This is a genomic window from Trichormus sp. NMC-1 (assembly GCF_001858025.1).
Taxonomy (GTDB): domain Bacteria; phylum Cyanobacteriota; class Cyanobacteriia; order Cyanobacteriales; family Nostocaceae; genus Anabaena.
On the sequence record NZ_LZQD01000006.1, the window covers coordinates 199,326 to 223,138 of the forward strand.

The 23,813-nt window shown below is 40.6% G+C and carries 24 protein-coding genes; 17 read left to right on the forward strand and 7 right to left on the reverse strand.

The window, feature by feature from the left end:
• The 8 genes from A9Y75_RS28720 to A9Y75_RS19195 form a co-directional block, all read left to right on the forward strand.
• Nucleotides 1–1,158: Calx-beta domain-containing protein (locus A9Y75_RS28720; protein ID WP_275519460.1), on the forward strand; the 1,158-nt coding region annotated here is incomplete at its 5' end.
• 371 nt (nucleotides 1,159–1,529) lie between these two features.
• Nucleotides 1,530–2,786: a VWA domain-containing protein gene (locus A9Y75_RS19160; RefSeq protein WP_071191132.1), complete on the forward strand. Its 1,257-nt coding sequence runs from the start codon at nucleotides 1,530–1,532 to the stop codon at nucleotides 2,784–2,786.
• The gene (locus A9Y75_RS19165) at nucleotides 2,783–4,063 is read left to right on the forward strand and encodes a VWA domain-containing protein (RefSeq protein WP_071191133.1); all 1,281 of its coding nucleotides are present in this window, start codon (nucleotides 2,783–2,785) and stop codon (nucleotides 4,061–4,063) included. The genes A9Y75_RS19160 and A9Y75_RS19165 overlap by 4 nt, the downstream gene beginning before the upstream one ends.
• A gap of 113 nt (nucleotides 4,064–4,176) precedes the next feature.
• Nucleotides 4,177–4,863 carry a hypothetical protein gene (locus A9Y75_RS19170; protein ID WP_143046454.1) on the forward strand — a complete coding sequence of 229 codons (687 nt, stop codon included), beginning with the start codon at nucleotides 4,177–4,179 and terminating at the stop codon, nucleotides 4,861–4,863.
• Between the two features lie 9 nt (nucleotides 4,864–4,872).
• Nucleotides 4,873–5,343 (forward strand): hypothetical protein, encoded by a 471-nt coding sequence (locus tag A9Y75_RS19175; protein ID WP_071191135.1) that lies wholly within the window; start codon nucleotides 4,873–4,875, stop codon nucleotides 5,341–5,343.
• On the forward strand, nucleotides 5,340–5,759 hold the full coding sequence (locus A9Y75_RS19180) for a HEPN domain-containing protein (protein WP_071191136.1): 420 nt from the start codon (nucleotides 5,340–5,342) through the stop codon (nucleotides 5,757–5,759). Before A9Y75_RS19175 ends, A9Y75_RS19180 begins: the two co-directional genes overlap by 4 nt.
• 45 nt (nucleotides 5,760–5,804) lie before the next feature.
• Nucleotides 5,805–6,197, forward strand: a complete 393-nt coding sequence (locus A9Y75_RS19185) for a VOC family protein (protein ID WP_071191137.1) — start codon at nucleotides 5,805–5,807, stop codon at nucleotides 6,195–6,197.
• A gap of 248 nt (nucleotides 6,198–6,445) precedes the next feature.
• Nucleotides 6,446–8,164, forward strand: a complete 1,719-nt coding sequence (locus tag A9Y75_RS19195) for an ATP-binding protein (protein ID WP_236721466.1) — start codon at nucleotides 6,446–6,448, stop codon at nucleotides 8,162–8,164.
• A gap of 270 nt (nucleotides 8,165–8,434) precedes the next feature.
• On the opposite strand, the gene A9Y75_RS19200 is transcribed toward A9Y75_RS19195, so the two are convergent.
• The 3 genes from A9Y75_RS19200 to A9Y75_RS19210 all read right to left on the reverse strand — a co-directional run bounded on the left by A9Y75_RS19200 (nucleotide 8,435) and on the right by A9Y75_RS19210 (nucleotide 11,031).
• Nucleotides 8,435–9,250 (reverse strand): DUF1838 domain-containing protein, encoded by an 816-nt coding sequence (locus tag A9Y75_RS19200; protein WP_071191140.1) that lies wholly within the window; start codon nucleotides 9,248–9,250, stop codon nucleotides 8,435–8,437.
• Nucleotides 9,225–10,418 (reverse strand): AbrB family transcriptional regulator, encoded by a 1,194-nt coding sequence (locus A9Y75_RS19205; RefSeq protein WP_071191141.1) that lies wholly within the window; start codon nucleotides 10,416–10,418, stop codon nucleotides 9,225–9,227. Before A9Y75_RS19205 ends, A9Y75_RS19200 begins: the two co-directional genes overlap by 26 nt.
• Before the next feature lie 82 nt (nucleotides 10,419–10,500).
• On the reverse strand, nucleotides 10,501–11,031 hold the full coding sequence (locus A9Y75_RS19210; protein ID WP_071191142.1) for a hypothetical protein: 531 nt from the start codon (nucleotides 11,029–11,031) through the stop codon (nucleotides 10,501–10,503).
• Nucleotides 11,032–11,173: 142 nt separating this feature from the next.
• On the opposite strand from A9Y75_RS19210, the gene A9Y75_RS19215 reads away from it, so the two are divergent.
• The 3 genes from A9Y75_RS19215 to A9Y75_RS19225 are packed head-to-tail and all read left to right on the forward strand — an operon-like array spanning nucleotide 11,174 to nucleotide 13,580.
• Nucleotides 11,174–12,064 carry a YihY/virulence factor BrkB family protein gene (locus A9Y75_RS19215; protein WP_071191143.1) on the forward strand — a complete coding sequence of 297 codons (891 nt, stop codon included), beginning with the start codon at nucleotides 11,174–11,176 and terminating at the stop codon, nucleotides 12,062–12,064.
• A 57-nt stretch (nucleotides 12,065–12,121) separates the two neighbouring features.
• Nucleotides 12,122–12,625 (forward strand): DUF4112 domain-containing protein, encoded by a 504-nt coding sequence (locus tag A9Y75_RS19220; RefSeq protein WP_071191234.1) that lies wholly within the window; start codon nucleotides 12,122–12,124, stop codon nucleotides 12,623–12,625.
• A gap of 19 nt (nucleotides 12,626–12,644) precedes the next feature.
• Nucleotides 12,645–13,580, forward strand: a complete 936-nt coding sequence (locus A9Y75_RS19225; protein ID WP_071191144.1) for an alpha/beta hydrolase — start codon at nucleotides 12,645–12,647, stop codon at nucleotides 13,578–13,580.
• Between the two features lie 820 nt (nucleotides 13,581–14,400).
• Here A9Y75_RS19225 and A9Y75_RS19230 read toward each other — a convergent pair.
• Nucleotides 14,401–14,763, reverse strand: a complete 363-nt coding sequence (locus A9Y75_RS19230; RefSeq protein WP_071191145.1) for a hypothetical protein — start codon at nucleotides 14,761–14,763, stop codon at nucleotides 14,401–14,403.
• A gap of 297 nt (nucleotides 14,764–15,060) precedes the next feature.
• Between A9Y75_RS19230 and A9Y75_RS19235 the strand changes: the two genes are divergently transcribed.
• Both A9Y75_RS19235 and A9Y75_RS19240 read left to right on the forward strand, forming a co-directional pair.
• Nucleotides 15,061–15,927: a M23 family metallopeptidase gene (locus A9Y75_RS19235; protein ID WP_071191146.1), complete on the forward strand. Its 867-nt coding sequence runs from the start codon at nucleotides 15,061–15,063 to the stop codon at nucleotides 15,925–15,927.
• A gap of 195 nt (nucleotides 15,928–16,122) precedes the next feature.
• On the forward strand, nucleotides 16,123–16,719 hold the full coding sequence (locus A9Y75_RS19240) for a peptidoglycan-binding domain-containing protein (RefSeq protein ID WP_236721467.1): 597 nt from the start codon (nucleotides 16,123–16,125) through the stop codon (nucleotides 16,717–16,719).
• 298 nt (nucleotides 16,720–17,017) lie between these two features.
• On the opposite strand, the gene wecB is transcribed toward A9Y75_RS19240, so the two are convergent.
• Both wecB and A9Y75_RS19250 read right to left on the reverse strand, forming a co-directional pair.
• Nucleotides 17,018–18,127 carry a UDP-N-acetylglucosamine 2-epimerase (non-hydrolyzing) gene (wecB, locus tag A9Y75_RS19245; RefSeq protein WP_071191148.1) on the reverse strand — a complete coding sequence of 370 codons (1,110 nt, stop codon included), beginning with the start codon at nucleotides 18,125–18,127 and terminating at the stop codon, nucleotides 17,018–17,020.
• A gap of 116 nt (nucleotides 18,128–18,243) precedes the next feature.
• Entirely contained in the window at nucleotides 18,244–18,615 is a 372-nt protein-coding gene (locus A9Y75_RS19250) for a hypothetical protein (RefSeq protein ID WP_071191149.1), read from the reverse strand.
• Between the two features lie 761 nt (nucleotides 18,616–19,376).
• Here A9Y75_RS19250 and A9Y75_RS19255 point away from each other — a divergent pair.
• The 4 genes from A9Y75_RS19255 (at nucleotide 19,377) to A9Y75_RS19265 (ending at nucleotide 22,470) form a co-directional block, all read left to right on the forward strand.
• Nucleotides 19,377–20,657, forward strand: coding sequence for a type IV pilus twitching motility protein PilT (locus tag A9Y75_RS19255; protein WP_071191150.1), 1,281 nt, complete (start codon nucleotides 19,377–19,379; stop codon nucleotides 20,655–20,657).
• Nucleotides 20,623–20,793, forward strand: coding sequence for a hypothetical protein (locus tag A9Y75_RS28730; protein WP_177176243.1), 171 nt, complete (start codon nucleotides 20,623–20,625; stop codon nucleotides 20,791–20,793). Before A9Y75_RS19255 ends, A9Y75_RS28730 begins: the two co-directional genes overlap by 35 nt.
• A 12-nt stretch (nucleotides 20,794–20,805) precedes the next feature.
• The gene (locus A9Y75_RS19260; protein ID WP_071191151.1) at nucleotides 20,806–21,573 is read left to right on the forward strand and encodes a circadian clock KaiB family protein; all 768 of its coding nucleotides are present in this window, start codon (nucleotides 20,806–20,808) and stop codon (nucleotides 21,571–21,573) included.
• Nucleotides 21,574–21,717: 144 nt separating this feature from the next.
• Nucleotides 21,718–22,470: an MBL fold metallo-hydrolase gene (locus A9Y75_RS19265; RefSeq protein ID WP_071191152.1), complete on the forward strand. Its 753-nt coding sequence runs from the start codon at nucleotides 21,718–21,720 to the stop codon at nucleotides 22,468–22,470.
• A 332-nt stretch (nucleotides 22,471–22,802) separates the two neighbouring features.
• Here A9Y75_RS19265 and A9Y75_RS19270 read toward each other — a convergent pair whose 3' ends face one another.
• Nucleotides 22,803–23,804, reverse strand: coding sequence for a hypothetical protein (locus A9Y75_RS19270; protein WP_071191153.1), 1,002 nt, complete (start codon nucleotides 23,802–23,804; stop codon nucleotides 22,803–22,805).
• Nucleotides 23,805–23,813 lie beyond the last annotated feature (9 nt).

Sequence of the window (23,813 nt, forward strand, 5' to 3'; positions counted from 1 at the left end):
ATTACTGCCCCCACTGGCTATACTATCAGTGGTTCCAATACAGCTACTGCCACCATTGCTGATAATGATACTTTGGCGACATCTGTCACCATAACTGTAGGTCCTAAGAGTGTACTAGAAGATGGAGTAGCTAACCTGGTTTATACCTTCACCCGTACAGGAGACACTACCAATGCCCTAAGCGTGAACTATATACTTGGGGGTACAGCCACCTTCAATACCGACTATGTCCTAACTGGTGGACAAATTTCCACATCAATTACGACCCCAAGAGGTAACATTACTTTTGCGGCTGGTGCAAATACAGCAAATCTGACTATTAACCCCACAGCAGACACTACCATTGAAAGTAATGAAACCGTGTTTTTAAGACTAGCTAGAGGATTTGGTTATGACATTGGCACGACGACTGCTGTTGTTGGAACTATCACTAATGATGATTTTCCATCCATTACCCTAGCGGTAGCTCCTAGCAGTGTCACTGAAGATGGAACAACCAATTTAGTTTACACTTTCACTCGTACAGGCATTACTACCTCTGCCCTAAGCGTGAGCTATAAAGTTGGAGGTACAGCCACCTTTAACACCGACTACATTCAAACCGGTGCCTCAGCTTTCTCGCGTACAGATGGAAAAATTACCTTTGCTGCGGGTTCTGCAACAGCAAATCTGACTATTGACCCCACCGTAGATAGCATCATTGAAAGTAATGAAACTGTGGCTTTAACTTTAGCTCCTGCTAGTAATTATATCATTGGCACGACTGCGCCTGTAACGGGGACAATTACTGATGCGGTAACGGCTGGTTCCAGTATCAATTTACTGGATAATGCCTTGAGTGATGGATTATTTACTAGTTTGCTAGGTGCTGACTCTATCTCCCTGTTTGAAGGGGGACAAGACCAGATTGTATTAAGTAAGACCATCTTCAATGCCATTACTAACTCTGTGGGACAAGCGTTCACAGATTTTGCGGTGGTTACTGATAATGAGTTTGTAGATGCTAGTAATGCCCACATTGTCTTTAGTCAAGGGACTGGTAGTTTGTTCTATAACCAAGATGGTAATGTTCTGGGTGCAACAGGAGTGTCTGAGTTTGCTCGTTTAAGTAATGCTGATATGACTCTCAGTTCTGGGGATTTTAGATTGGTTGTGTAGTCTGTTGACGGGGAATGGGGAAGAGGAGTTTTTGCATTTTTCCCCCATTACCGATTAGCAATTATACTCAAATAATTTAATTGTTTGAGTTTATAGGTAGGGGTTTAGCAGTGCTAAACCCCTACAAGTCTCGGATTTTTCGTAATCTTAATAAAAGTTCAAATCTTAGCTGTTTTGAATATACCAGTCTAAACTCCAGTAACTAGCAAAGTAGCAAAAAATAGCTGTAGTCAAAGGGTGTAGGTGAAGAAATTCCTGCACCCTGTTTTTTTTGTTGAAAACCTTGATAAAGCTGTTTTCCGTAGCGCAAATGCTGCGTTTTGAAGTTATTTATAAATAGATATAGATATCTCTGATAGGAAACTTGGCTTATGAAGGTTAATTTGCAGCCTACTCTTAATGATGCTAATGTAGACGTGCATCAACCAAGCAGTCAACGTCAGTTAGCGGTTTCGATTTCCGCAATTGGGGAAACTCTGGATCGGACTGTACCACTAAATTTATGCTTAATTCTTGATCATAGCGGTTCGATGAAAGGGCGATCGCTGGAAACTGTGAAAAAAGCTGCTACTCTCTTGGTTGATAGACTCAGTTCTGAAGATCGTCTGAGTATCGTTGTTTTTGATCACCGTGCTAAGGTTTTAGTCCCAAATCAAGTAATTTCAGATCGAAACCAGATCAAACAGCAAATTAACCTCCTGACTGCGGATGGTGGTACAGCGATTGATGAGGGTTTGCGGTTGGGGATTGAGGAATTAGCCAAGGGGAAAAAAGAAACTATTTCCCAAGCCTTTTTGTTAACTGATGGGGAAAATGAACATGGTGATAACAATCGCTGTTTGAAATTTGCCCAATTAGCAGCCAGCTATAATTTGACTTTGAACACATTGGGTTTTGGTGACAATTGGAATCAGGATATTTTAGAAAAAATAGCTGATGCTGGACTGGGGAATTTGTCTCATATTGAACAACCAGATCAAGCTATGGATAAGTTCGGTCGCTTGTTTAGCCGGATGCAAACAGTGGGATTGACTAATGCTTATCTGATATTTTCACTGTTACCGAATGTGCGTTTAGCTGAACTCAAACCTATTGCCCAAGTAGCTCCAGATACCATTGAATTACCAGTGCAACCAGATGCTGATGGACGGTTTTTAGTGCGATTGGGAGATTTAATGAAAGATGTAGAACGGGTGATTTTGGCTAATATTTATTTGGGACAGTTGCCAGAAGGTAAACAGGCGATCGCTAATGTGCAAGTCCGCTACGATGACCCCGCCCAAAACCAAACCGGATTATTTTCCCTAAATATGCCAGTTTATGCCAATGTTAACCAGCTTTACCAACCAACTGCCAATCCCCAAGTCCAACAGTCAATTTTGGCTTTAGCCAAGTATCGCCAAACCCAGTTAGCCGAAGCAAAATTACAACAGGGTGATCGGGCTGGGGCGGCAACAATGCTGCAAACAGCGGCGAAAACGGCTTTGCAGATGGGAGATCAAGGTGCAGCAACGGTATTGCAAACCAACGCCACGCGCTTACAGGCTGGGGAAGAGTTATCCGAAAGCGATCGCAAAAAAACCAGAATTGTCTCAAAAACCGTGTTGCAGGATGCCCCTCCTAAATGAAAGTTGAATTACTGTCGGCACTAAATGATACTAATGTTGATGCCGCTCAATCGAGTAACCAACGTCAACTAGCAATTTCCATTTCCTCCCTTGCAAATGAACTAGACCAAAGTTTACCGCTAAATTTATGCCTGATGCTGGATAAAAGTGGTTCCATGCATGGGGAACCGATGAAAACTGTGATTCAGGCAGTAGAACAATTATTAGCTCAACTTAATCCCAGCGATCGCATCTCTATTGTCGCTTTTGCGGGGACTGCTGAGGTAATTATCCCCAACCAAATCGTCAAAGACCCCGAAAGCATCAAATCTCAGTTACACAAAAAACTGAAAGCTGGTGGTGGCACAGTCCTTGCGGAAGGGTTATCTCTGGGAATCACAGAATTACTCAAAGGCACAAAAGGCGCTGTTTCCCAAGCCTTTCTACTCACAGATGGGCGCGGTGACAACGGGTTAAAAATTTGGAAATGGCAAATTGGCCCCAATGACCACAAGCGCTGTCTAGAACTGGCTCAAAAAGCCACTAGAGTAAACCTAACAATCAACACCTTCGGCTTTGGCAATGACTGGAATCAGGATTTGCTGGAAAAAATTGCCGATGCTGGTGGTGGTACTCTCGCTTATATTGAGCGTCCAGAACAAGCCGTAGACCAATTTAGTCGCTTGTTTAAGCGCATTCAGTCTGTGGGTTTAACCAATGCCCACCTGTTGCTGTCTCTAGTACCGGGTGTGCGACTAGCAGAACTGAAACCCATCGCCCAAGTTGCCCCAGAAACCATTGAGTTACCAGTGGAAATAGAAGCCAATGGTAGCTTTATTGTGCGGTTGGGAGATTTAATGAAGGATGTAGAACGGGTAGTTTTGGCGAATATTTATCTGGGACAGTTACCAGAAGGAGAACAAGTAATTGGACATATCCAAATTCGCTATGATGATCCTGCTGAAAACAAAGAGGGTTTATTTTCCACCCTGTTACCGATATATGCCCATATCTCCAAGACTTATCAACCGGCTGTGAATCCCCAGGTGTTACAGTCGATTTTGGTATTAGCTAAGTATCGTCAAACTCAGGTAGCAGAGGCAAAATTGTCACAGGGCGATCGCGCTGGTGCGGTGACAATGCTGCAAACTGCTGCTAAAACCGCTTTGCAAATCGGTGACACCAATGCTGCCACGGTGTTACAAGTTTCTGCCACTCGCTTACAAGCTGGTGAAGAACTAACAGAGAGCGATCGCAAAAAAACCAGGATTGTATCAAAGACTATTTTACGGGAATAATTAATTAGGGTGGGCTAAAAAGCCTGCCCTTAAGAAGGTAAAAAATCAATGGTTTTGATGCTAGTCTAAATATAGATTAATTTGGAAAATCCAAAATATCAATTTTAATGGCAATGAAGAGTCTCAAAATTCCCCAACAATATGAATTCGGTATTACATTAATTATAAAAATTGATGAACCTCTATTTAATCGCCTACTGAAGGCAATAACAGAAGTTCATCCCTTCGTAGATATAGATAGTTTAGTATGGGAAATTTCTCCAAAAATAGAGGAAGTCCCTATTGATGATTTACAAGAAATTTTAAAAGCTATTCGTTCAATTTACTCTCTTCGTATCCAAGAAAATCTTAAAAATTCTGAAATAATTACAGGGTTAGTTAATGCTGTTTCTAGTGATGACACCTTTTCAGAATTCTCTTCGCAAGAATTAGCACATTTTCAACAACGACTAACAAAAATACTGGCAATTGATGGCTCTATTAGTATTTCTTCACAAGCGATAAGTTTGTTACAAGACTATGATAGTATTTTCTTGAATTCCCGGATAATTACCGATGTCAGACCCGTTTTTAAAACAGAAACAAAAGAAGGAATTGCTGGTGCTTTAGTAGTTCATACCTTAAAAATTGCGTATCAAGATGCAAGTGGTTCAAAAGAGTTTTATGTGGCTTTAGATTCAACAGATGTGAAAAAGTTACAAGAACAATTATCTCAATCTCTAATAGAAGCAGATGTGGTTCAATCTATGCTAAATAAAGCCGATGTCATTTATTTAGATCCTAACTCTAGTTCTAAGTAAGGAGAAAAAATGGTTCTCAAAAATCAAGAAAAACACAATTTACTAAAAACTAGTTTTTTGGTTCATACATTTGTTAAACCTAAAAAACGTTGTAGCGATGATTGGTTTCAAAATACAGAAAATAACTGGCTAACAGAAGATAGTAAACAATCTTATAAGTTCAGCAGAATTTCTAAATTCTACACAATAGAAAACATTCTTGATGTAAACAGATTTTTGCAAAATCATTCAAATCTGATAGATGTAATCCTGGAAGCTCATCCACAAATAAGAAAGTATTTTCCAACAGAGAAATTACGATTGAAGTTGTATGTTGATCCTGAATCTTCAGAATGGGAATATCTGATTATTTCTATTTGCGCTAGTCCAGAATTTGTTGATGAATCTTTAAATCAATTAGACGAATTTGATGAAAATTGGTGGATAGATGCTTCATTAGGGGTTGCTGTAAATCTTTGTATTCATTTGGACTTTGAATGAAATTTGATTGGTCAAGTTATTTAGAGGTTGCAGAAACTTTATATAATGAAGTAATTAGTACCTCAAATCAGGCAAATAGTGCATCAATTAATGAAGCTAAAATACGCTCTTGTATTAGTAGGGCGTATTACTCCGCTTTCTGTTTAACCAGGAACTACTTAAGAGATTTTGAAGGATATACTAATTTAAGAACTCTTAAAGTTGGTGTACATACATATGTAATTACAGAATTATTAGGTAGTAAAGAACGTGATTTTATAAAGTTAGGGCAAACTTTAGAGCGTTTGCGATTGTTGAGAGTTGAAGTTGACTATGAAGATTATATAGCTCCTAATCTTCTTATTTCTAAGGCAAAACAAGCTATTAAGGATGCCAAAAACGTAGTACAGTTATTAGAGAAATTTACCGAGAGATAAAAAAAAACATATAAATTCTTATTAACAAATAAGTTCATCATTGATATGAAAATTTCCGGTGTTCATCATGTTGCTATTATTTGTTCTGATTACCAAAAATCAAAACATTTTTATGTTGAAATTTTAGGATTTGAGATTATTCACGAAACATTCCGCAGCGCCAGAAATTCCTATAAATTAGATTTACAAGTAGGAAATACCCAAATTGAATTATTCTCCTTTCCCAACCCTCCCCAAAGATTTAGTAATCCTGAAGCCTGTGGTTTAAGACATTTAGCTTTTGCAGTTGAGAATATTGAGGAAAGTGTTAATTATTTAAAATCCCATCATATCGAAGTTGAAAATATTAGAATTGATGAATTTACAGGTAAAAAATTTACCTTTTTTAAAGACCCTGACAATTTACCTTTAGAAATTTATGAATTCAGGAAAATTTAATCTGAATATCAGAGAATATAAACCATCTGACACTAAAATGATCATGAAATTGTTTTATGATACAGTTAATGAAATCAATACAGCACTTCCCGATGTTATGAGGTACAAGAACCCCACCCCCAACCCCCTAAGAGCAAGCGATGAGGGGGCTAAGATGTACCTCATAAGAGCGGAACCCGCTGTATTCGTGATTACATTGTTCTCTATGCTCAAGCAGCCAGTATCTTCAAGGGTCGGGGTTGGAAATTTTGAGGAAATTATCCTGGTTACGTACACACAATCTATCACAGCAACTTCTCTTTAGCTGTGGTTTGTCCCTAGCAACTGTTGGGTTAGGAACGCTGTGGATTAATTATCAGTTGATCCAATCAGATCTGGAAAAACAAGTCCGCACACGCGCTCAGATAATTACGCAATCGATTAAATTTGCCAGTGAAGGACTGTTAGAAGTAGAGCAACGTCATATTTTACGGCGAATTCTTCAAAACTATGCAACTTTACCTGCCATCATCGAGATTACCATTGTCAACGGGGATGGAACCATTCTGGCAGATAGTCAAGAGAGCCAAAAGCGTTTATATACAGACAAACATCCGCAACTCCGACAAGGCATTCACCAGTCAGCGAATACGGAAATTGCCACTACTTATGAGATGGTGTTGGATAAAAAACCAGTATTGGTGCAAATCTTGCCTTTTCGTAGTGTTCTATTTGGGACTTCAGGACGACGGGGGTTAGCGATCGCTATTGTAGACTTGAGACAAATGAAAGCCCAAGCTGGCAAAGCTTTCCTCACTTCTACATTAACATTGCTGTCGGGGATTGTGATTATTTTGTGGTTGATGTGGGTACTGATTCGGAGAAATGTTTTGCGTCCCCTGAATATTTTGAACCAGGCTGTAGCTATTAGTAAAGAAACAGCTACCTTCTCTATGCCAGAAAAAATCCCTGCCAATGAAATTCAGTTTTTAGCAAATACATTTCAGGCTGTTTTTGAGCAACTACAAACTCATGAACAACTCAAAGATGAGATTACCCAGCGTCAAAAAGTGGAAGAAACATTGCGGGAAAGTGAAGCTAGAGAACGAAGTAAATCTGAAGAGTTAGCACAAACATTACAGGAATTGCAACAGGCTCAAATTCAACTTGTACAAAGCGAAAAAATGTCTAGTCTGGGACAGTTGGTGGCTGGAGTTGCCCATGAAATCAATAATCCCGTCAATTTTATCTACGGTAATCTTGGCCATCTTGATGATTATTCCCAAGACTTACTGCGGGTAATTCACTTATATCAAGAACATTTAAAAATGAATCCTGAATTTCAGGCTTTATCTGAAAAAATTGATCTAATTTACATTCAGGAAGATTTACCAAAAGTCATCACTTCTATGAAAGTTGGTACTCACCGTATCCGCGAAATTGTGCTATCGTTACGTACTTTTTCCCGTCTTGATGAAGCTGAATTCAAGGCTGTGGAGATTCATGAGGGTATCGATAGTACGCTGATGATTTTGCAACATCGTCTTAAAGAACAACAAAATCGTCCAGCTATTCAAGTTATCAAAAACTATAGCAAATTACCTTTATTAGAATGTTACGCTGGACAAATTAATCAGGTGTTTATGAATATTCTTAGCAATGCCATTGATACTCTAGAAGAAAGAATGCTCAAGGAACCACTACTTCCAAAAATTACCATTCATACTTCGTTAATAGATTCAGATTGGGTAAAAATTGCGATCGCTGATAACGGGCTAGGAATGCCAGAAAATATTCAAAAACAGATTTTTAATCCCTTCTTTACCACCAAATCGGTTGGGAAGGGAACAGGAATGGGAATGTCTATTAGTTATCAAATTATTACTGAAAAACATAAGGGCTTTTTGGAATGTTCGTCTATAAATGGTGCTGGAACTGAGTTTGTCATTAAAATTCCTATTTATCAACATACAGCAGGGAACTCTTAATAGGGACACGGGAAAAGAGGACGCGGGGACATGGGGACGCGGGGAAAGAGGACACCACATATCTTGCACCAAGCCCTAACGAATAGAATTCGTGGCTACACAAACTAAGTCCGCCTGCGCGGACTCACGGAAAATCAGTGGTTTCAAACCCGCGTAGGCGGGTTTTGTCTGTCTAGCCGGGACTTCCAGTCGCCAGGTGCAAGATGTGAGGTCACCCCCTCTCCGCGTCTTTCTGCGGCTAGGGATTCTGCAACTTAAAGACGGATTAGCTTAGGTTTCCTCTGGTGCGGGTAAGGGAAAGATTTCTCCAGCCAAATAAGCGGGAAAATGCTTTTGGAAATATAACCAAGAAGTTATATCTTCACCTTCCATAAAGGCTTTTGGAGCTTGCTTATACAAAGGAACGCGAGTATTGATTTCTGCTTGGAGGAGTGGGGGTAATTCTGTAAAACTGCGGACTTTGCTGCCTGTAGCACTATAAATAAGATAACCGGAGCGATCGCCCATTTTCATCCAAGGCAACCATTGACCAATTCTATCCCAACTTAGCTTCAGTTCTGTCACACTGTTCAATTCTGAGTTCACCAAATCTGCACTAGGGACTGTGATTTTAAATAATTCCGCAGCTTGATATATTGATGATGGACAGTATTCAGCAAATTTGGCATCTTCTGCTAAAGGATTGGGATAATTAGGAAAGATATCAAAGACGAAGGTGGTATTTTCTCCATCAACTTGCACAGGTAATTTACCGTTAAACTTGCCTTGCACTGGACTATTCGCAACGTGCATTACCGACACTGTTTCCCCTGTCCAAGGGTTTTCCCATTTCCGCAAAATCTCATCTGTGTCTGGGTTCAGGTAGTAAGTCAATTCCCTAGAAGTAAAATCCCAACGACCTTCCAGAGTAAGAATACAACGACTCACACTCATGCCCACAATTTTAAACAATAGTTGTCGTTTTTCACCAGGAACAAAGCTATAAATTTTACCTGTCCAAATTAGGAAAGTAGATTCATTGGAGTCTAGTGAAGAACGAGTTTTTACCCATTGTTGGGCATCAACTTCTTGAATGTGGGATACCATCTGCTGTTTGCTCCATAAAACTGTCAAAACGGCGAAATAAAAACAACCATATAGGTAAAGAACTGTTAATTGCAATCAATCGGACTATATGCCCAGTTGTGACAATTTCGACATGATGATTTAAAGTCAGGGCGACAAGAATCATTTCTGCTGATCCTCCTGGTGCTGTCACTAGCAGACAAGTCAACCAGTCCCAAGTAGTTAATTTCATCGCTAGTATAGCAGCGATCGCACCGACAATGAGTGTCATGGCGACGGAAACCAAGGCATAGCCTAGAGTCAGTTTGTCAAATTTGGGTTTATCTCCCCAATATTCGCCTATAGTAATTCCCAGCAACATTTGTCCCACTAATTTAATTAAAGTTGGTGGGGTAAAGTCAATATCACCCATAAAAGGCAATATATCTAGTAAAGGATTAATGGCAATACCAATTAACAGCGCCCCAAAAAAATCACCAGCGGGAATTTTGCCCAATTTAACTAAATAAACCAATAATGCTGTAATTAGCAGAACTAATAAGAGTAATCCTAGTTGTATAGGATCGAAACTGATTAAAGCTGATTTTACTGGCAGTACTGGCAAATTCCAGGAATTACCAAGGGCTGTTTTGGCAATAAAGGGAATGATGACAACAACGGAAGTAACACGAATGGCTTGGACTAATGCCACTAGACTAACATTGCGATTGTAATCTGCTGCGATCGCTGACATCACTCCCACACCACCTGGAACTGTGGCCAGCATGGCCGTTAAAATGTTCGTTTTACTGAAACGAGAATAAAAATAGCCAATACCTATACTGCACAGCAGCATGAAAAAAGTCAGCACAGCAAAAATTGGCAAGTTAGCAGCGACATTACCTAGATGATCTGGCGCATTGGCAGCACCAACAGTTAAACCAACAAGTGCCATTCCTATCTTTCTCGCAGTCCGGTTTGGTTTAGGTGTATATTCGTACAGAACTCGATATCCCTGACATACGAACACACCAGCCACAATTCCCCCAAATATCCAGGCAATTCCCCCAACTTGCAATTTTGCTAATAGGAACCCCAAAGGCAATGCTAACAATAGTTCACCACCAATAATAGTCAGTGGATTTATCATTAGCTGTTGTTTAGTAACCGATTTCTCCTGAGTGGAAGCAGCACTGCTGTTTTGATTCATTACAAAACTTAAAATTTAGGTTTTATTTGCTAGTATCACTAAAGTTGATAAAAATTCTAAATAGCCTAACCGCACAGACTCATCAAACATCTTTTCCCTCTACACCCTGCTCTGTTGCACCCTGCTTTATATTCCCTGCTCGCGCCTTTGCCAAGCTATCAATAGCATCACCCAAAGCAGTTGTGAGACTTTTACGAGTTTGGGCATGGTTATCTTGCTCGGTTTTCAAAGCTTGTAACAAGCGATCGCGTTCTTTAGTCAGGAAGATCAGTTTAGCTTTGACTTCTTCCACAGATGTTAGTTGTGTGATTTCTGGTTCAATAGCTGTGTTTGTAGCATCAGTGGATTTGAGAGCATCTATACCCTGGAGATTAAGCAGTTCAGCTTTTACAGATGCGATTCCTTCGGAGCGCTTCGCTATCGCTTGTTGGTACATTCTGGCATCTGCACGGCGTTGTTCTGATTCGGTATTATATAACTGTCGCCATTTTTGTGAACTTTCCCAAGCCTCATCACGTTTTTGCTGAAGTTCTGTCATCTGCTGTTTCAAGGCTTGAATTTCAGCCAACCACTGTTGTGTTAACTGGGCAGCTTTATCAATATTTTCAGTCATTATTTTAGTTAAGTGTAGTTAGAAATTATTCTGTAAAGTAGAATCACTCAGGAAGCCACCACTGACAACTCTGCCAGAAATCCGCACATCTGATACTTATATTAATTTTTACTTTTCCACAAGATGTAACTTGTAAATATATATGTCTAAGCCTCGTTTTGTCAGCTTCTTTCATCACCTCACTTGGCGTACACTGAAAAAAACCTTTGCCAGGACTATCGAAATCAGACTTTTAGGACTGGCTTCACAAATTGCCTTTAATGCTATGTTATCGCTGTTTCCAGCCATTCTTGCGGTGCTGACAGCCATTGGGTTAATGGCAGAATCCTTACAAAACACATTTCTTCAACTAGCCATGCGACTGAGTCAAATTGTACCTCAAGAAGCTTGGATTTTAATTAGTGATTTTGCTACCAAAGAAATTGCCGACTCTAAAAATAGTAGTTTGTTTTCTTTGAGTTTTCTACTCGCTATTTGGACAGCTTCTGGTGCAGTTAGTACTGCCATGACTACCTTTGATCAAATCCAGCAAGTTAGCCCAGAAAATACCCGCCCCTTTTGGAAAGCTAAACTCATTTCATTAGAATTAACAATTGGGACGATTTTACTATTAATATTAGCTTCATTCCTCGTATTTACCAGCGATTTAATCTTAGGAATAGTAGTGAGTGGCAATGCTGCCTTAGAATTCTTATTGCATATTTGGCAACTGTTACTCTGGCCTTTAGCCTTGGTAATTGTTGCCTCTACCTTTAGCTTAGTCTATCGTTATGGTTCTAGCGTCTGGAAACAAGGTATACCACTAATGCCAGGGGCTGTATTAGCTGCTATATTCTGGGCAATTCTTTCTGCTCTATTTCGCCTTTATGTCACCAATTTCGGCAACTATAATAAAGTCTATGGTGCAGTAGGAACTTTCATAGTTTTAATGCTGTGGTTATGGATGAGTGCCTTTGTTCTCCTCATCGGATACCAATTGAATATTACTGTTGGTGAAGATATACAATCAAAAACATCACTGAAACAGTCCTGAGTGCTGTTAGCAATATTTCTGCTTTTTTCCAAATTACGAATTACTACTTACCAAAAAATGTCTAATTCTCCTCATCGATCTGCCATTGAAGCTGATGGTTATGCACCTACATTAAAGCGTCTAAATCAAATTAGTAGATTATTGGATAATGCTATCACCATTCCCGGCACTCAAGTGGGAATTGGTTTAGATCCCATTCTGGGATTAATACCTGTTGGTGGTGATGTTTTGGGATTGATACTTTCTATTTACATTATCATCGAATCCGCTCGAATGGGCGTATCTAGAGCCAGTTTGAGCAGAATGGTTGTAAATATCATCATAGATGCTTTAATTGGCGCTATACCCATGCTAGGAGACTTTTTTGATTTTGCATGGACAGCTAACAATTATAATATCAAGTTATTAGAAGATTACTTAAAATCTCCTGGTGAAAAAAAGAAAGCTGATCAGGGTTTTATTATCGCACTTTTCGCGGGATTGTTGTTGCTTGCTATTGTCTTAATTGCCTTACCTGTGATATTAATAAGAATGCTATGGAGCGCCTTAACTGGCAGTTAAATTAGTTATTAATCACATAATGCAAGATTGGTGGCAAGTTAATTTTCCTCAAGGGCGGCAAAATCTGATTATTACTGATGCCAAGGGCTACCCCGTACAAATAGCCTACGGCGAAAAAGGTACAGGTAAGCCGTTGATTTTATTACATGGTTTAGGTAGTTGGAGTTATAATTGGCGGCACAGTATAAAACCCTTATCGCAATATTTTCGGGTGATTTGTTTTGATGCTAAAGGCTATGGTTTCTCAGAAAAACCTCTATCACGCCGAGAAGAAAATGGTCATCAAGTACTTGAACTCAAGCGAATTATTCAGGCTTTATGTGATGAACCACCTATAATTGTAGCAGAGTCTTTAGGTGCATTAGTTGCTCTAGGGTTAGCTGAAAAATATCCTCAATTAATCGGGCGTTTAGTAGTAATTAATGTGCCTATTTTTGCCGAAAGTTTACCCCATTGGGTTATGGGAATACTTGCCAAAATTCCATTAGAAATAATCCAGACTATAGATTCTCTCCGTCTAGCATATTTGTTTGCACCTATAGTCAGAGAAGTGATGGCTATAGAAAGACGCAGGGTGCTATTTGATCCTACGATTCTCTCAGAGGAAGATGTTTATTGGATCACTTACCCATTTATTGAGATTCCAGGTTCTTTGGTAAAAGTTACTGAAGAGTTACAAATAGCAATCAAGGAAATTGAGAATTTCCAAACCAAAAAGCCCAATATACTGACTAACATTCAAAGTAATCTTAGTATTATTGAATGTCCTACTCTCGTTTTATGGGGTGATCAAGATAGTTGGTTTCCTGTCAGTCATGGCGAAAAATTACATCAACATATCCCTAATTCGCGCTTGCAAATTTTACAGAATTGTTATCATGATGCCTCAACTGGTGCTGCTGATGTCGTAAATGCAGCAATTTTAGAATTTTTGAAAGATACCAATTTCTGTTAAAGTCGAGGTTATGGTATGCTAAGTTAATAATTGGTTATTTATGATATAGCCGTGGACAGGGTGGTTAGGATATCAATTGATAATGAAACTCCCACTACAAGAGGGTTTTACTCCTGAACGGCAGTTGACGGCAGTTGCTACAAGTCGGGGAACCCGCCCAACGCACTGCCTCCTTTATGCCGACGGCAGTTCCTCTTTGGGGAAACCACCAAGACCGGACTGCCTTGGGAACCCGTCCACCGCACTGCCTCCTCCTGTACGGGCGAACGGCCGTTCGCCCCTCCTGACTCCTGCTATAACTTTGGTTTTGTTATTAATGGCTTTTTACCAATTACCAATTACCAATTACCAATAAAAGAAGAGTGAGAGAAGGCATATCAAGCGCCTTTAATCTCTCACTCTGCATTTGCTGCTGCGGCGTTCAGGAATATTTATAGACGCTGCCTATTTTTTAGGGGGGCTAAATTGTACGTCAAAGACAACGCCTATACGCTGGTAATATTCCTGTTGCAGCAAATGTGAAACCTGATTATTATTTTTTTAATGAACAAATAGCAAAATAAAAATGTTTTTAGATTACTTTATATGTCCTTAATAAAGACTTGATAAAAAGTCTGTTAAGACTAAGTTTGTAATGTAGTTGCTCCTGATAACAACACCCTTAAAGTCGTTTATCTTTCATTAATTTAACTGGGTTACTCATAGATTGGTTGCCAAGTTGGCAGTTTTTATCAACATCTCGAAAATTCAATCCACTTCATCACCCTAGCTGGTATTGGGGGTTTGCTTACACCTTACACTCACTCTCAACCCTACACTTTCAAATTCGTTGTGGAAGTTTGAGTAAACGAAAAATAACCAAACAACCAGAAGCACAAGTTAGAGCGATCGCTAATATTAACCATGCTGGTGTAGCATTGCTAGTATCAGACGTTATGTCCATTGGTTGTTTAACCACTAAATCCGGGGTTTTTTCTGGTTGTTTCTGGGGAACATCCCCAACATAACTCAGTTCATAATAGCTAAAGATTGCAACTCCCAGAGGAATTCCCAACAACCCAACAAACAAAATCCAAGGATACTTTACCAACAGATTTTTAGGTTGAGATGTCTCTTTTACTATGTCTAGACCAATTTCTGTGGTTTGACTTGACTGCTGCTTTACACTTTGACTTTTGTCCATGATTCATTTCAGATTTGCAACCTCTAGTACATGATTATACTAGAATCTATAAACATGAGTAGCAGTAATGCAATGCCTGATATCAAGTCCGGTTAAAATAATTCGTAATTCGTAAGTAAGTTTTGCAACGGGGATTTAGACCTCGACACAAAACTTGCTGCCTTGTCACCGCGTCACCGCGTCTCTCCATTTGTATCAACCTAAAAGTGAAATGGATATATTAATCTATCTGTAACAATTTTCCTGATGTCAGATGAGTGATGCTGAAACAGCAAATAAAGAATCCAAAAGTTTTTTATGCCAAAAAATCCTCTTTCTTGGTTCTGTACTTATACCTTGATTGGGTTAATATCTTTAACATTTGTTTTAAGTACAACTACCTCTGCGTCACCTCAGACAGTCAAAGCTTCCTTAGTAAATCCAACTCCCTTACTTCGTAATGACTTAATCTGGCCGACTCAAGGAATTATTTCTCAAGGTTTCCGTAAATATCAACATGAGGGAATTGATATCGCCGGTGCTATTGGCACTCCTATTTTCGCTGCTGCATCTGGTACAGTTATCAAAGCTGGTTGGGATGATTGGGGATTAGGTAATGTGATTGAGATCAAACATCCTACTAATGGTAGTTTAACAGTCTATGGACACAATCGACGCTTGTTAGTCAGCAAAGGTCAACAAGTCAATCAAGGTCAAATAATTGCGGAAATGGGATCTACAGGTAATAGTACAGCCCCTCATTTGCATTTTGAATTTTATCAAAATAGTCGTTTAGCGGTTGATCCTCTACACCTATTACCTGCCTCCATTATGGCTAAAACACCTTTAGAGCGACCAGTTTCACCTCCACAACCAATTCCCGTCAATATTAATCCCGTAAATTTTGAGACTGAATGCGCGGGCGTTACAGTTATGACAGGTGAGACGGCAAAGATTCGTGTCCAAGTCTGTGAAGAAAACGGTCAACTCTTTTACATTGGGCAATTAAAAGAAGATGCCAGTAAACCTTTTAAGATAGCCGCTCGGAACGTTGGTAAAGACAAATATCAAGCAGATAACGGTACTTTTTCATACTTAATTAGCCCAGAAAAAGTAGAAGTGTGGCGCTATGGGAATCAAATTCGCTCTGATAACTTTAATACTTCTGAGCGCTTTGGGAATTGAGGCTATTTATCATTTTAGTAATTTATGATTTCGGCAAAAACACCCTATGTGACAGTTCAAAGGGCGGAATATGGCATCAAACTTTCTGCTAATTAAAGAGTATAAAATATATCTGGATTAAATCTAGATAAAAACAAGTTAATCGTCTGTAATATCCCAATTATTTACATAAAGGAGCGGGGCATCATGGAATATATGGCTTATTCCCATATGTATATGGCTAATGAAGAGACACCTGTAAATATCGAATTAAATCTTCCTACTTTACCAGTCATCAATTGGCAAAAACTGCTGAAATCGTCTGCTTGGTTGGCTTTAGCTGGTGTAACTGTCTTTCTTGCTGCTGTTTCCCAAGTTCAAGAGGCTTCCGCAGAATATGTCAACACTAATGGTAGTTGTTTATATATTCGTAGAGGTCCTAGTGGTGGTAACTCCTCTGTAGCTTGTGTACCTAATGGCACAAATATTGGGTCTACGGGGAATGTGAGTAATGGTTTTGCTCAAATTACTTCAGGACGTTACAAAGGATATTATGTGGCTGAAAGATGGATTGGGATAAATCCAGGGACATCTCCCAATCGTCCTACTCCTGGTGTTGGGGGTCGAGTTTTATTAGCACAGGGAGCCAGAGGTGAGCGCGTGAGAGTGGTTCAAAGAGCTTTAGGGATAAGAGTTGATGGTGTTTTTGGTCCCAATACTGCTCATCAAGTCCGTAATTTTCAACGTCGTAATAATCTCCTTGTCGATGGTGTAGTTGGCCCTGCAACTCGTAGCGCTTTAGGTATTAGTTAGAGGTGATTGGGGATATCATGTTCAGTTGATTACTTACTATTGCTGAAGAACCCCTCCCCGTTAAAAGTACCTTTTGAATCCCCTCCTCTCTGTTTTGTGGAGGGGTTTTGAGTGTTGTAGGGGTAAAGCGCATTGCTCATGAGTATCAACTTAAGCTCAAACGGTTTTCCCACAGCCGTTCTACCCCACCCCTTAGTCCCCTCCCCTCAAGAGGGGAGGGGAAGTTTTACGTTAGTAAAACGGGGGTGGGGTGATTCTGGATAGATTGGTCAATGCATAAGTCTGAGTATCTTAATTTTTACCCCAAATAATTTTTCACTATTTCCAAAATGCGTTCTGCTGCATGACCATCACCAAAGGGATTAATTGCATTAGCCATTGCTGTGTATGCTTCAGGGTTACTTAATAACTCACTTGCAGCAGCAACAATACTCCTAGTTTCAGTTCCCACTAATTTAGCTGTACCTGCGGTAACTGCTTCTGGTCTTTCTGTGGTGTCTCTGAGAACCAAAACGGGTTTACCTAAACTGGGTGCTTCTTCTTGTAAACCACCGGAGTCTGTTAATAATAAGTGCGATCGCTCTATTGCCCCTACTAATTGACCATAATCTAAGGGTTCTGTCAAGAATATGCGCGGATGATTACCTAACAACTGCTGCAATGGTTCTCTAACTGTGGGATTGCGGTGTAAGGGCAGTAATAAGGCTGTATCAGGAAATTTATCTAAAATCTGTAAAAAACTTTGTGCGATCGCTTGCAGTGGTTCTCCCCAATTCTCGCGACGATGCACTGTTACCAGTATAGTCCTATATTCATCCCAGTTTAAACCCGGTATATTACAAGCTGGGTGACTTGCGGCTACATTCAACAATGCATCAATCACCGTATTACCCGTCAGATGAATTTCTCCCAACACACCAGAAGCTTGCAAATTTGCCACCGCGAGGGAGGTGGGAGCAAAATGTAACTGTGTTATTTGGGAAATTAATCTTCTATTAGCTTCTTCGGGATAAGGATTAAATAAGTCATCAGTTCTTAACCCTGCTTCCACATGACCTACAGGAATTTTTTGATAAAAAGCTGCCAACGCCGCCGCAAAAGCTGTTGTCGTGTCTCCCTGGACTATAACTAAATCTAGCTTTTGTTCTATAAATAACGCTTCTAAACCTTGTAAACTCCGGCAGGTAATATCATTCAGAGATTGTTTAGGCTGCATAATCTCCAGATTATGATCTGCCTTTAAGTTGAACAACTGCATCACCTGTTCAACCATTTCTCGATGTTGTCCAGTCAGAATTACCTGTAATTCCAAATCTGGAGAACCTTGGAAAACCTGAATTACCGGCGCTAGTTTAATCGCTTCGGGACGAGTACCTAAAATAATACCAACTCGGTTTTGATTAGTCATGAGTTATTAGTCATTAGTCATTAGACAACTGATAACTGATAACTGACAAAAAACCAACATGAAAAAACCCGGCTTAACCGGGCAGATGCACTGTTCATCGAGTTTAACAATGTTAACTATTTGAGTTCGCAAGTTAAGGGACAAGCTGCAAAAACAGTAGTCTGCGCTTTGTCTTCCTCTCCATGAAGCCAGCTTAACCATCTGACCTCTTTGGGATGAACACCTTTAGCAGTCAGCACACCAGCCATAATCAACACTGTCATAACATTGAACATGATTAAACCACCTGCCACCAGTAGCACTGCACTAACAGGCATTACAGATTGCAAAACAATCGATAACAGGCATCCGACCGTAGCCATTACCACAACTAATGGAAAACCAACCACTAGTAAGCAGACTGCCAATGTGAAAGTCCATATCAAAAAGCTTTTCATCATTAACAAGGAGTAGGTCTTTCCTTGATTAGAGCTTTCAGCCAAAACCATGACTTTTCCTCCCAAATTACACAGCAAAGTTTAAAATTTTACTTTCAGTCGTTTCTCGCTGTTTGCGAGTTAACTAAATTGACTTCAGTGAAATCCAGTATATAGAACCCTGCTGGAAAAATGAGCATTTCTTTACTAAACTTTACAGTTAGTTTTTGGTAATTATGAATGTCTAGTCCAATTCAGGTTTCAGGAGTCAGGATGGTTTTGGTATAAGTCTTTAGGAATATACCCTTTTGGGTATGAGAGCAAACCATTGATTCTCTGAACCTGACTTCAAGATAGCTTAACATTTCTTATAATAATTCAGACTACCTCTCATAATTCTCAGACAGGGCTGAAAAATTTATCTGTTCCTGATTGTGGTTGCAAACTGTATTTATGAACTATGAAAAATTTCTCATTTATTGTCATTTAAAACTTTAAAACAGGGCTAATCCTATATTTAGTGCGATTAAATACAAGCAAGTTTCTAATTATTTGCGGAATATTACGGAAGATTAATCGGTGTAAAACAAGGTTATATTGGGTAAAGAATTTCTACACCATCGATAAATACAGCAGAATTCAGGAGTAGGGGCGTATTGCAATACGCCCGTACAGGAGTCAGGAGTAAAACTGGCTTGGTGTCTAGGTTTCAATTTTGATTCTGTACCTCATTGATCTGCAATCTGCTGTATTGGAATTAATTCCCTATTCCCTATTCCCTATTCCCTATTCCTTGCCCTAACTAGATAATTTATTTTGCACTCCTTCCTTATATGACAGAATCAAAACCCCGCAATCTGCCACCACTACCGCCACCACTGCCAACATCATCTGTACAGCACCAACCGACAAAAACGTTGCAGATGTCAACAGAGAGGACTAATAATCCTACTGCACTTAACAATCCCCAACCACCAGGTATGCCTGCTGCCGCCCAACGTCCTCCTGCACCACCACCAATGCCTATGGCTATGGCTACTCCCAAAAAGCCTGTGGGGATGACCTTAGCACAGTTAATTCAAGAAGCTTTTGATCAGGGATTTTCTGACGTTCACTTAGGTGTTGGAGAAATACCCCGCTTCCGTAATCGAGGAGAAATTGAAACCACCAATTATCCAGAAACCGATAAAGAAACTTTTATGAGTTGGTTACGGGAGATTATGAGCGATGGAGAAATTCAGAGGTTTCAAGACAACCTAGAATTTGACGGTGCGACGCAGTACGAATTTGCCCGTGTACGGATTAATGTTTTTGACACCCTCAGAGGCTATGCAATGGTGCTGCGGTTAATTCCGCTCAAAATCTTGTCTATGGATCAATTGAGATTACCTCCAGTTTTTCGGGATATTTGCCATTATCACAAAGGGTTGATTTTGGTGACAGGCCCCACTGGTTCAGGTAAATCTACGACAATGGCAGCGATGGTTGACTACATCAACAGAGAAATGCCTAAGCACATTATCACCATTGAAGACCCAATTGAATTTGTCCACCAAAGCCGCAAGTCCTTAGTCAAGCAGCGGGAAGTGGGAATGCACACCCGGAAGTTTGACAACGCCCTCAAAGCAGCTTTACGGGAAGACCCAGATTTGATTCTGGTCGGGGAAATGCGGGATAAAGAGACAGTCAATACTGCCCTAAAAGCGGCTCAAACTGGTCACTTGGTTATGGGAACCTTGCACACCAATAGTGCTGTCAAAACTATTGAGCGGATTCTGAATCTCTACTCAGGTGAGGAACAGGATGCAATGCGGGTAGCAATTTCCGAGTCTTTAGTGTCAGTGATTGCCCAAGGTTTGTGTCGCACAACAGATGGTAAACGAGCAGCCTTCCACGATGTCCTGATTAACACCGAAGCTGTGAAAGAATGGATTAAAGATGGCAAATATGATGAAATTGCTGAATTGATGAAGCAAGCCAGCTTTGATGGCATGGTGACTATGAATCAGTCCTTACTCAATTTGTACCAAGAAGGTCGTATTACTGAAGAAACCGCCTTGGAAATGTCACCAACTCCCAATGAAATGGCACAATTCCTTCGAGGACGTGTTTAATGGTCATTGGTCATTGGTCATTGGTCATTGGTCATTGGTCATTGGTCATTTTCCCCGTGTCTCCGTGTCTCCCTCTCCGCGTCCCCGCGTCCCCATCTCCCCATCTCCCCACCACCCCATCTCCCCACCACCCTAGTCCCCAGACACTGTGATCAAGTTAACTACAGACAAACTATCTAGACCCCAGTTGTTCAAAGGGATTGCTCTGTTTACACCTGGAGGCGATTTAATTTATTGCATTGACCCTAGTAAACAGGGACGATGGCATTTACATTTGTGTGCGGCTTTGCAAGAAATGCTAGATTTACCAGAGCCGCCACATTTTTTAGTGCCTTGTTATACAGCAACCATTGATCACTGGCTCAATCCACGCACGCAACAAGTGCAGACCTTTGCGGAAGCTTATCCGGCTGTTATTCGCCACCAGACAGTGCTGAAAGCTATTTTTGGTACGGGGGAGCTAGTATGGCAAACAGCGCCTTGGCAGGAAGGATTGTGCGATCGCATAGTGTTGGCAACTTATCGCTCCTCATTCCCCCAGCTTTGGGAAGACCATGACTTAATTGTCCGCTTAGACCTTGCTGAGGTGACACCACAATACCCGCAAAGAGTGATAACTGCACCACAGACAACACTCAATACTCAAGGCTATGTCCTGCGCCTGTTTGTGGCTGGTCATAGCGGAGCCACTGAACGGATTTTGGAAAATTTACACGAATTACTAGAGCGATCGCTTGGATATCCTTACACTCTCAAAGTAATTGACGTTTTAACACATCCAGAACAAGCCGAAATCAATCAAGTTTCCGCAACTCCCACCCTAGTGAAGGTTTGGCCTCAACCAATTCGGCGAATTGTTGGCGATTTAGATAATGTAGACAAACTTTTACAGATGTTGGGCGCAAAAGAAAAATAGACATACAGTAGCAATCAGCGGTTAATAGGGGTTTAGCAATGCTAAACCCCTACTGTTTTTTCTCTGTCCCCGCGTCTCCCCATCACCCCAATCCCCAAACAATTCATAATTAGAACAGGCATTAATCTTACAACCTAGGCGGCTATGTACTTCACTTGGTTAGACAGCAATAGTTGGCTGATGGAAATTGGCAGACAACGGATTCTAATTGACCCTTGGTTAGTTGGTTCTTTAACTTTCGGCAATTTGGATTGGTTATTTAAAGGTTCTCGACTTCAAGAGAGGCCGATACCAGAAAATATTGACTTGATTCTGTTATCTCAGGGTTTGGAAGATCATGCTCACCCTCCCACCCTCAAGCAACTTGACCGGAATATTCAGGTTGTAGCTTCTCCCAATGCGGCCAAAGTAGTAGAGCAGTTGGGTTACACCCAAGTTATCACCCTAGCTCATGGTGAAAATTTCACATTGAATGATCAAGTAGAAATTAAAGCTCTTCCTGGCTCTCCCATTGGCCCCACTGTCTTAGAAAACGCTTATCTGCTCAAAGAGTTGGCGAGTAATTTAACTCTCTATTACGAGCCTCATGGATATCATTCACCGCAACTGAAGCAACTTGCACCAGTTGATGTAGTGATTACTCCTATGATTGGCTTGGGTTTACCTGTCCTCGGTCCGATTATTAAAGGTATGAATAGTGCTTTAGAAGTAGCCAAGTGGTTGCAACCTCAACTCATGTTACCTACAGCTGCTGGAGGGGATGTGTTATTTGAGGGATTGTTAAATAAGTTCATCCAAACTCAGGGAAGTGTTGAGGAATTTCGAGCTTTATTAGAGAAAAACAATTTGTCAACACAGGTAATTGCGCCTAATCCTGGTGAACAAGTTACTTTTTAATTTTTAAATCTATCAGAAGGAGATGGGGTGACGCGGGGATGGGGAGATTGGGTGATGGGGAGATGGGGTGACGCGGGGACGCGGAGATGGGGAGATGGGGTGATGGGGTGATGGGGAAGAAGAGGACGCGGTGACGCGGTGATGGGGAGACGCGGTGAGAAAGAGAGATTGTCTTCTGACAGTCAACTCTTTCCCCCTATCCCCGTGTCTTCTTGTCCCATATCTCCGCGTCCCCGTGTCCCCGTGTCTCCGTGTCTCCGTGTCTCCGTGTCCTCTTGTCCTGCCTCCTGGAACTATCGCTATAAAATAGCACGCCTCATTTTCAAGATTGTTCAGCGAGAAGTTTTCTGAAGAATGGTATTGGCATCCCAAGTATAGAAGCCAATTTGGTTAGGAACTCTAGAGAATCTTCCAGTCCGATGACCTCTAGATAATTCATTCAGAACTTTGTTTTTTACTTCTCTGAGTTGCTGAGAATCAATGTCTCCATAAATTCCATTGACTATTTCATTGACGCTGAAAATTTGCCCAGGATTTTGCTGTAAGAAAGAGGTGATAGCATCAATCAAAAATTGACCAGCAAAAGCTCTGAGCATGGGTACTACTTCGCTCTTAGGTAAAATGAAAGATTTTTTCTTTCGGGTTTTGACACTCTGAGCGAATGCATGGTGATGATTGGGAGCTAACAAACTTAAAACCAGAGTATAACAACCAGGTTCATTGGGAATAGCTGACCAGTAACCCCTTTCTCTGCCTTGGGTGAGAGAGGATTGGACTCTACCTTTGACTACTCTGAAGATAGTTGGCTCCAACTCGCCATAAAGCGATCGCACAATAAAATCTATATGGCACACAGTACCAGCATATTCATGCAATAGCTTTTTGAGAGCTTCCATCCGAGTTAGAGGATGATATTGGGGTAGCATCGGCACTTCTGCCCTCTTGATGAAATGATCATCGTTTTCTGAGGGGAGATTGGGAAGCCGAGAATCTTCTTTCTCTGTAGTCGGAGAAGTTGGATAATCTATCTCCAATTGATCTAAGTTGGAAAGTTCTGATTCTATAGACTCCAAAAAGTCTAAGTCAGAATTGTTATCTGATGACAGAAACAAGAGTGACCCTTCTTGATTCGCATTTTCAAGTTGTGAAAACTGATCATGATCATTTTCATAAGACCAATTAGACAACAAAGCTTCCGCATGATCAAGTTGCGATCGCGCCTCTATAAATAACCGTTGGTATTCTTGTGTAAGACCAGCATAATAGTCTCGTAATTCCAACAATGGCTTGATAAATACGTCTGAAGGTGGTTGTAGCTGTTCTTTGGGATTCATATCACTTCA

Coding starts and splice junctions, on each gene's coding strand:
- A9Y75_RS19160 (WP_071191132.1), top strand. CDS start 1,530: ATGAAGGTTAATTTGCAGCCTACTCTTAATGATGCTAATGTAGACGTG.
- A9Y75_RS19165 (WP_071191133.1), top strand. CDS start 2,783: ATGAAAGTTGAATTACTGTCGGCACTAAATGATACTAATGTTGATGCC.
- A9Y75_RS19170 (WP_143046454.1), top strand. CDS start 4,177: ATGAAGAGTCTCAAAATTCCCCAACAATATGAATTCGGTATTACATTA.
- A9Y75_RS19175 (WP_071191135.1), top strand. CDS start 4,873: ATGGTTCTCAAAAATCAAGAAAAACACAATTTACTAAAAACTAGTTTT.
- A9Y75_RS19180 (WP_071191136.1), top strand. CDS start 5,340: ATGAAATTTGATTGGTCAAGTTATTTAGAGGTTGCAGAAACTTTATAT.
- A9Y75_RS19185 (WP_071191137.1), top strand. CDS start 5,805: ATGAAAATTTCCGGTGTTCATCATGTTGCTATTATTTGTTCTGATTAC.
- A9Y75_RS19200 (WP_071191140.1), bottom strand. CDS start 9,250: ATGGTATCCCACATTCAAGAAGTTGATGCCCAACAATGGGTAAAAACT.
- A9Y75_RS19205 (WP_071191141.1), bottom strand. CDS start 10,418: ATGAATCAAAACAGCAGTGCTGCTTCCACTCAGGAGAAATCGGTTACT.
- A9Y75_RS19210 (WP_071191142.1), bottom strand. CDS start 11,031: ATGACTGAAAATATTGATAAAGCTGCCCAGTTAACACAACAGTGGTTG.
- A9Y75_RS19215 (WP_071191143.1), top strand. CDS start 11,174: ATGTCTAAGCCTCGTTTTGTCAGCTTCTTTCATCACCTCACTTGGCGT.
- A9Y75_RS19220 (WP_071191234.1), top strand. CDS start 12,122: ATGTCTAATTCTCCTCATCGATCTGCCATTGAAGCTGATGGTTATGCA.
- A9Y75_RS19225 (WP_071191144.1), top strand. CDS start 12,645: ATGCAAGATTGGTGGCAAGTTAATTTTCCTCAAGGGCGGCAAAATCTG.
- A9Y75_RS19230 (WP_071191145.1), bottom strand. CDS start 14,763: ATGGACAAAAGTCAAAGTGTAAAGCAGCAGTCAAGTCAAACCACAGAA.
- A9Y75_RS19235 (WP_071191146.1), top strand. CDS start 15,061: ATGCCAAAAAATCCTCTTTCTTGGTTCTGTACTTATACCTTGATTGGG.
- A9Y75_RS19240 (WP_236721467.1), top strand. CDS start 16,123: ATGGCTTATTCCCATATGTATATGGCTAATGAAGAGACACCTGTAAAT.
- wecB (WP_071191148.1), bottom strand. CDS start 18,127: ATGACTAATCAAAACCGAGTTGGTATTATTTTAGGTACTCGTCCCGAA.
- A9Y75_RS19250 (WP_071191149.1), bottom strand. CDS start 18,615: ATGGTTTTGGCTGAAAGCTCTAATCAAGGAAAGACCTACTCCTTGTTA.
- A9Y75_RS19255 (WP_071191150.1), top strand. CDS start 19,377: ATGACAGAATCAAAACCCCGCAATCTGCCACCACTACCGCCACCACTG.
- A9Y75_RS28730 (WP_177176243.1), top strand. CDS start 20,623: ATGAAATGGCACAATTCCTTCGAGGACGTGTTTAATGGTCATTGGTCA.
- A9Y75_RS19265 (WP_071191152.1), top strand. CDS start 21,718: ATGTACTTCACTTGGTTAGACAGCAATAGTTGGCTGATGGAAATTGGC.
- A9Y75_RS19270 (WP_071191153.1), bottom strand. CDS start 23,804: ATGAATCCCAAAGAACAGCTACAACCACCTTCAGACGTATTTATCAAG.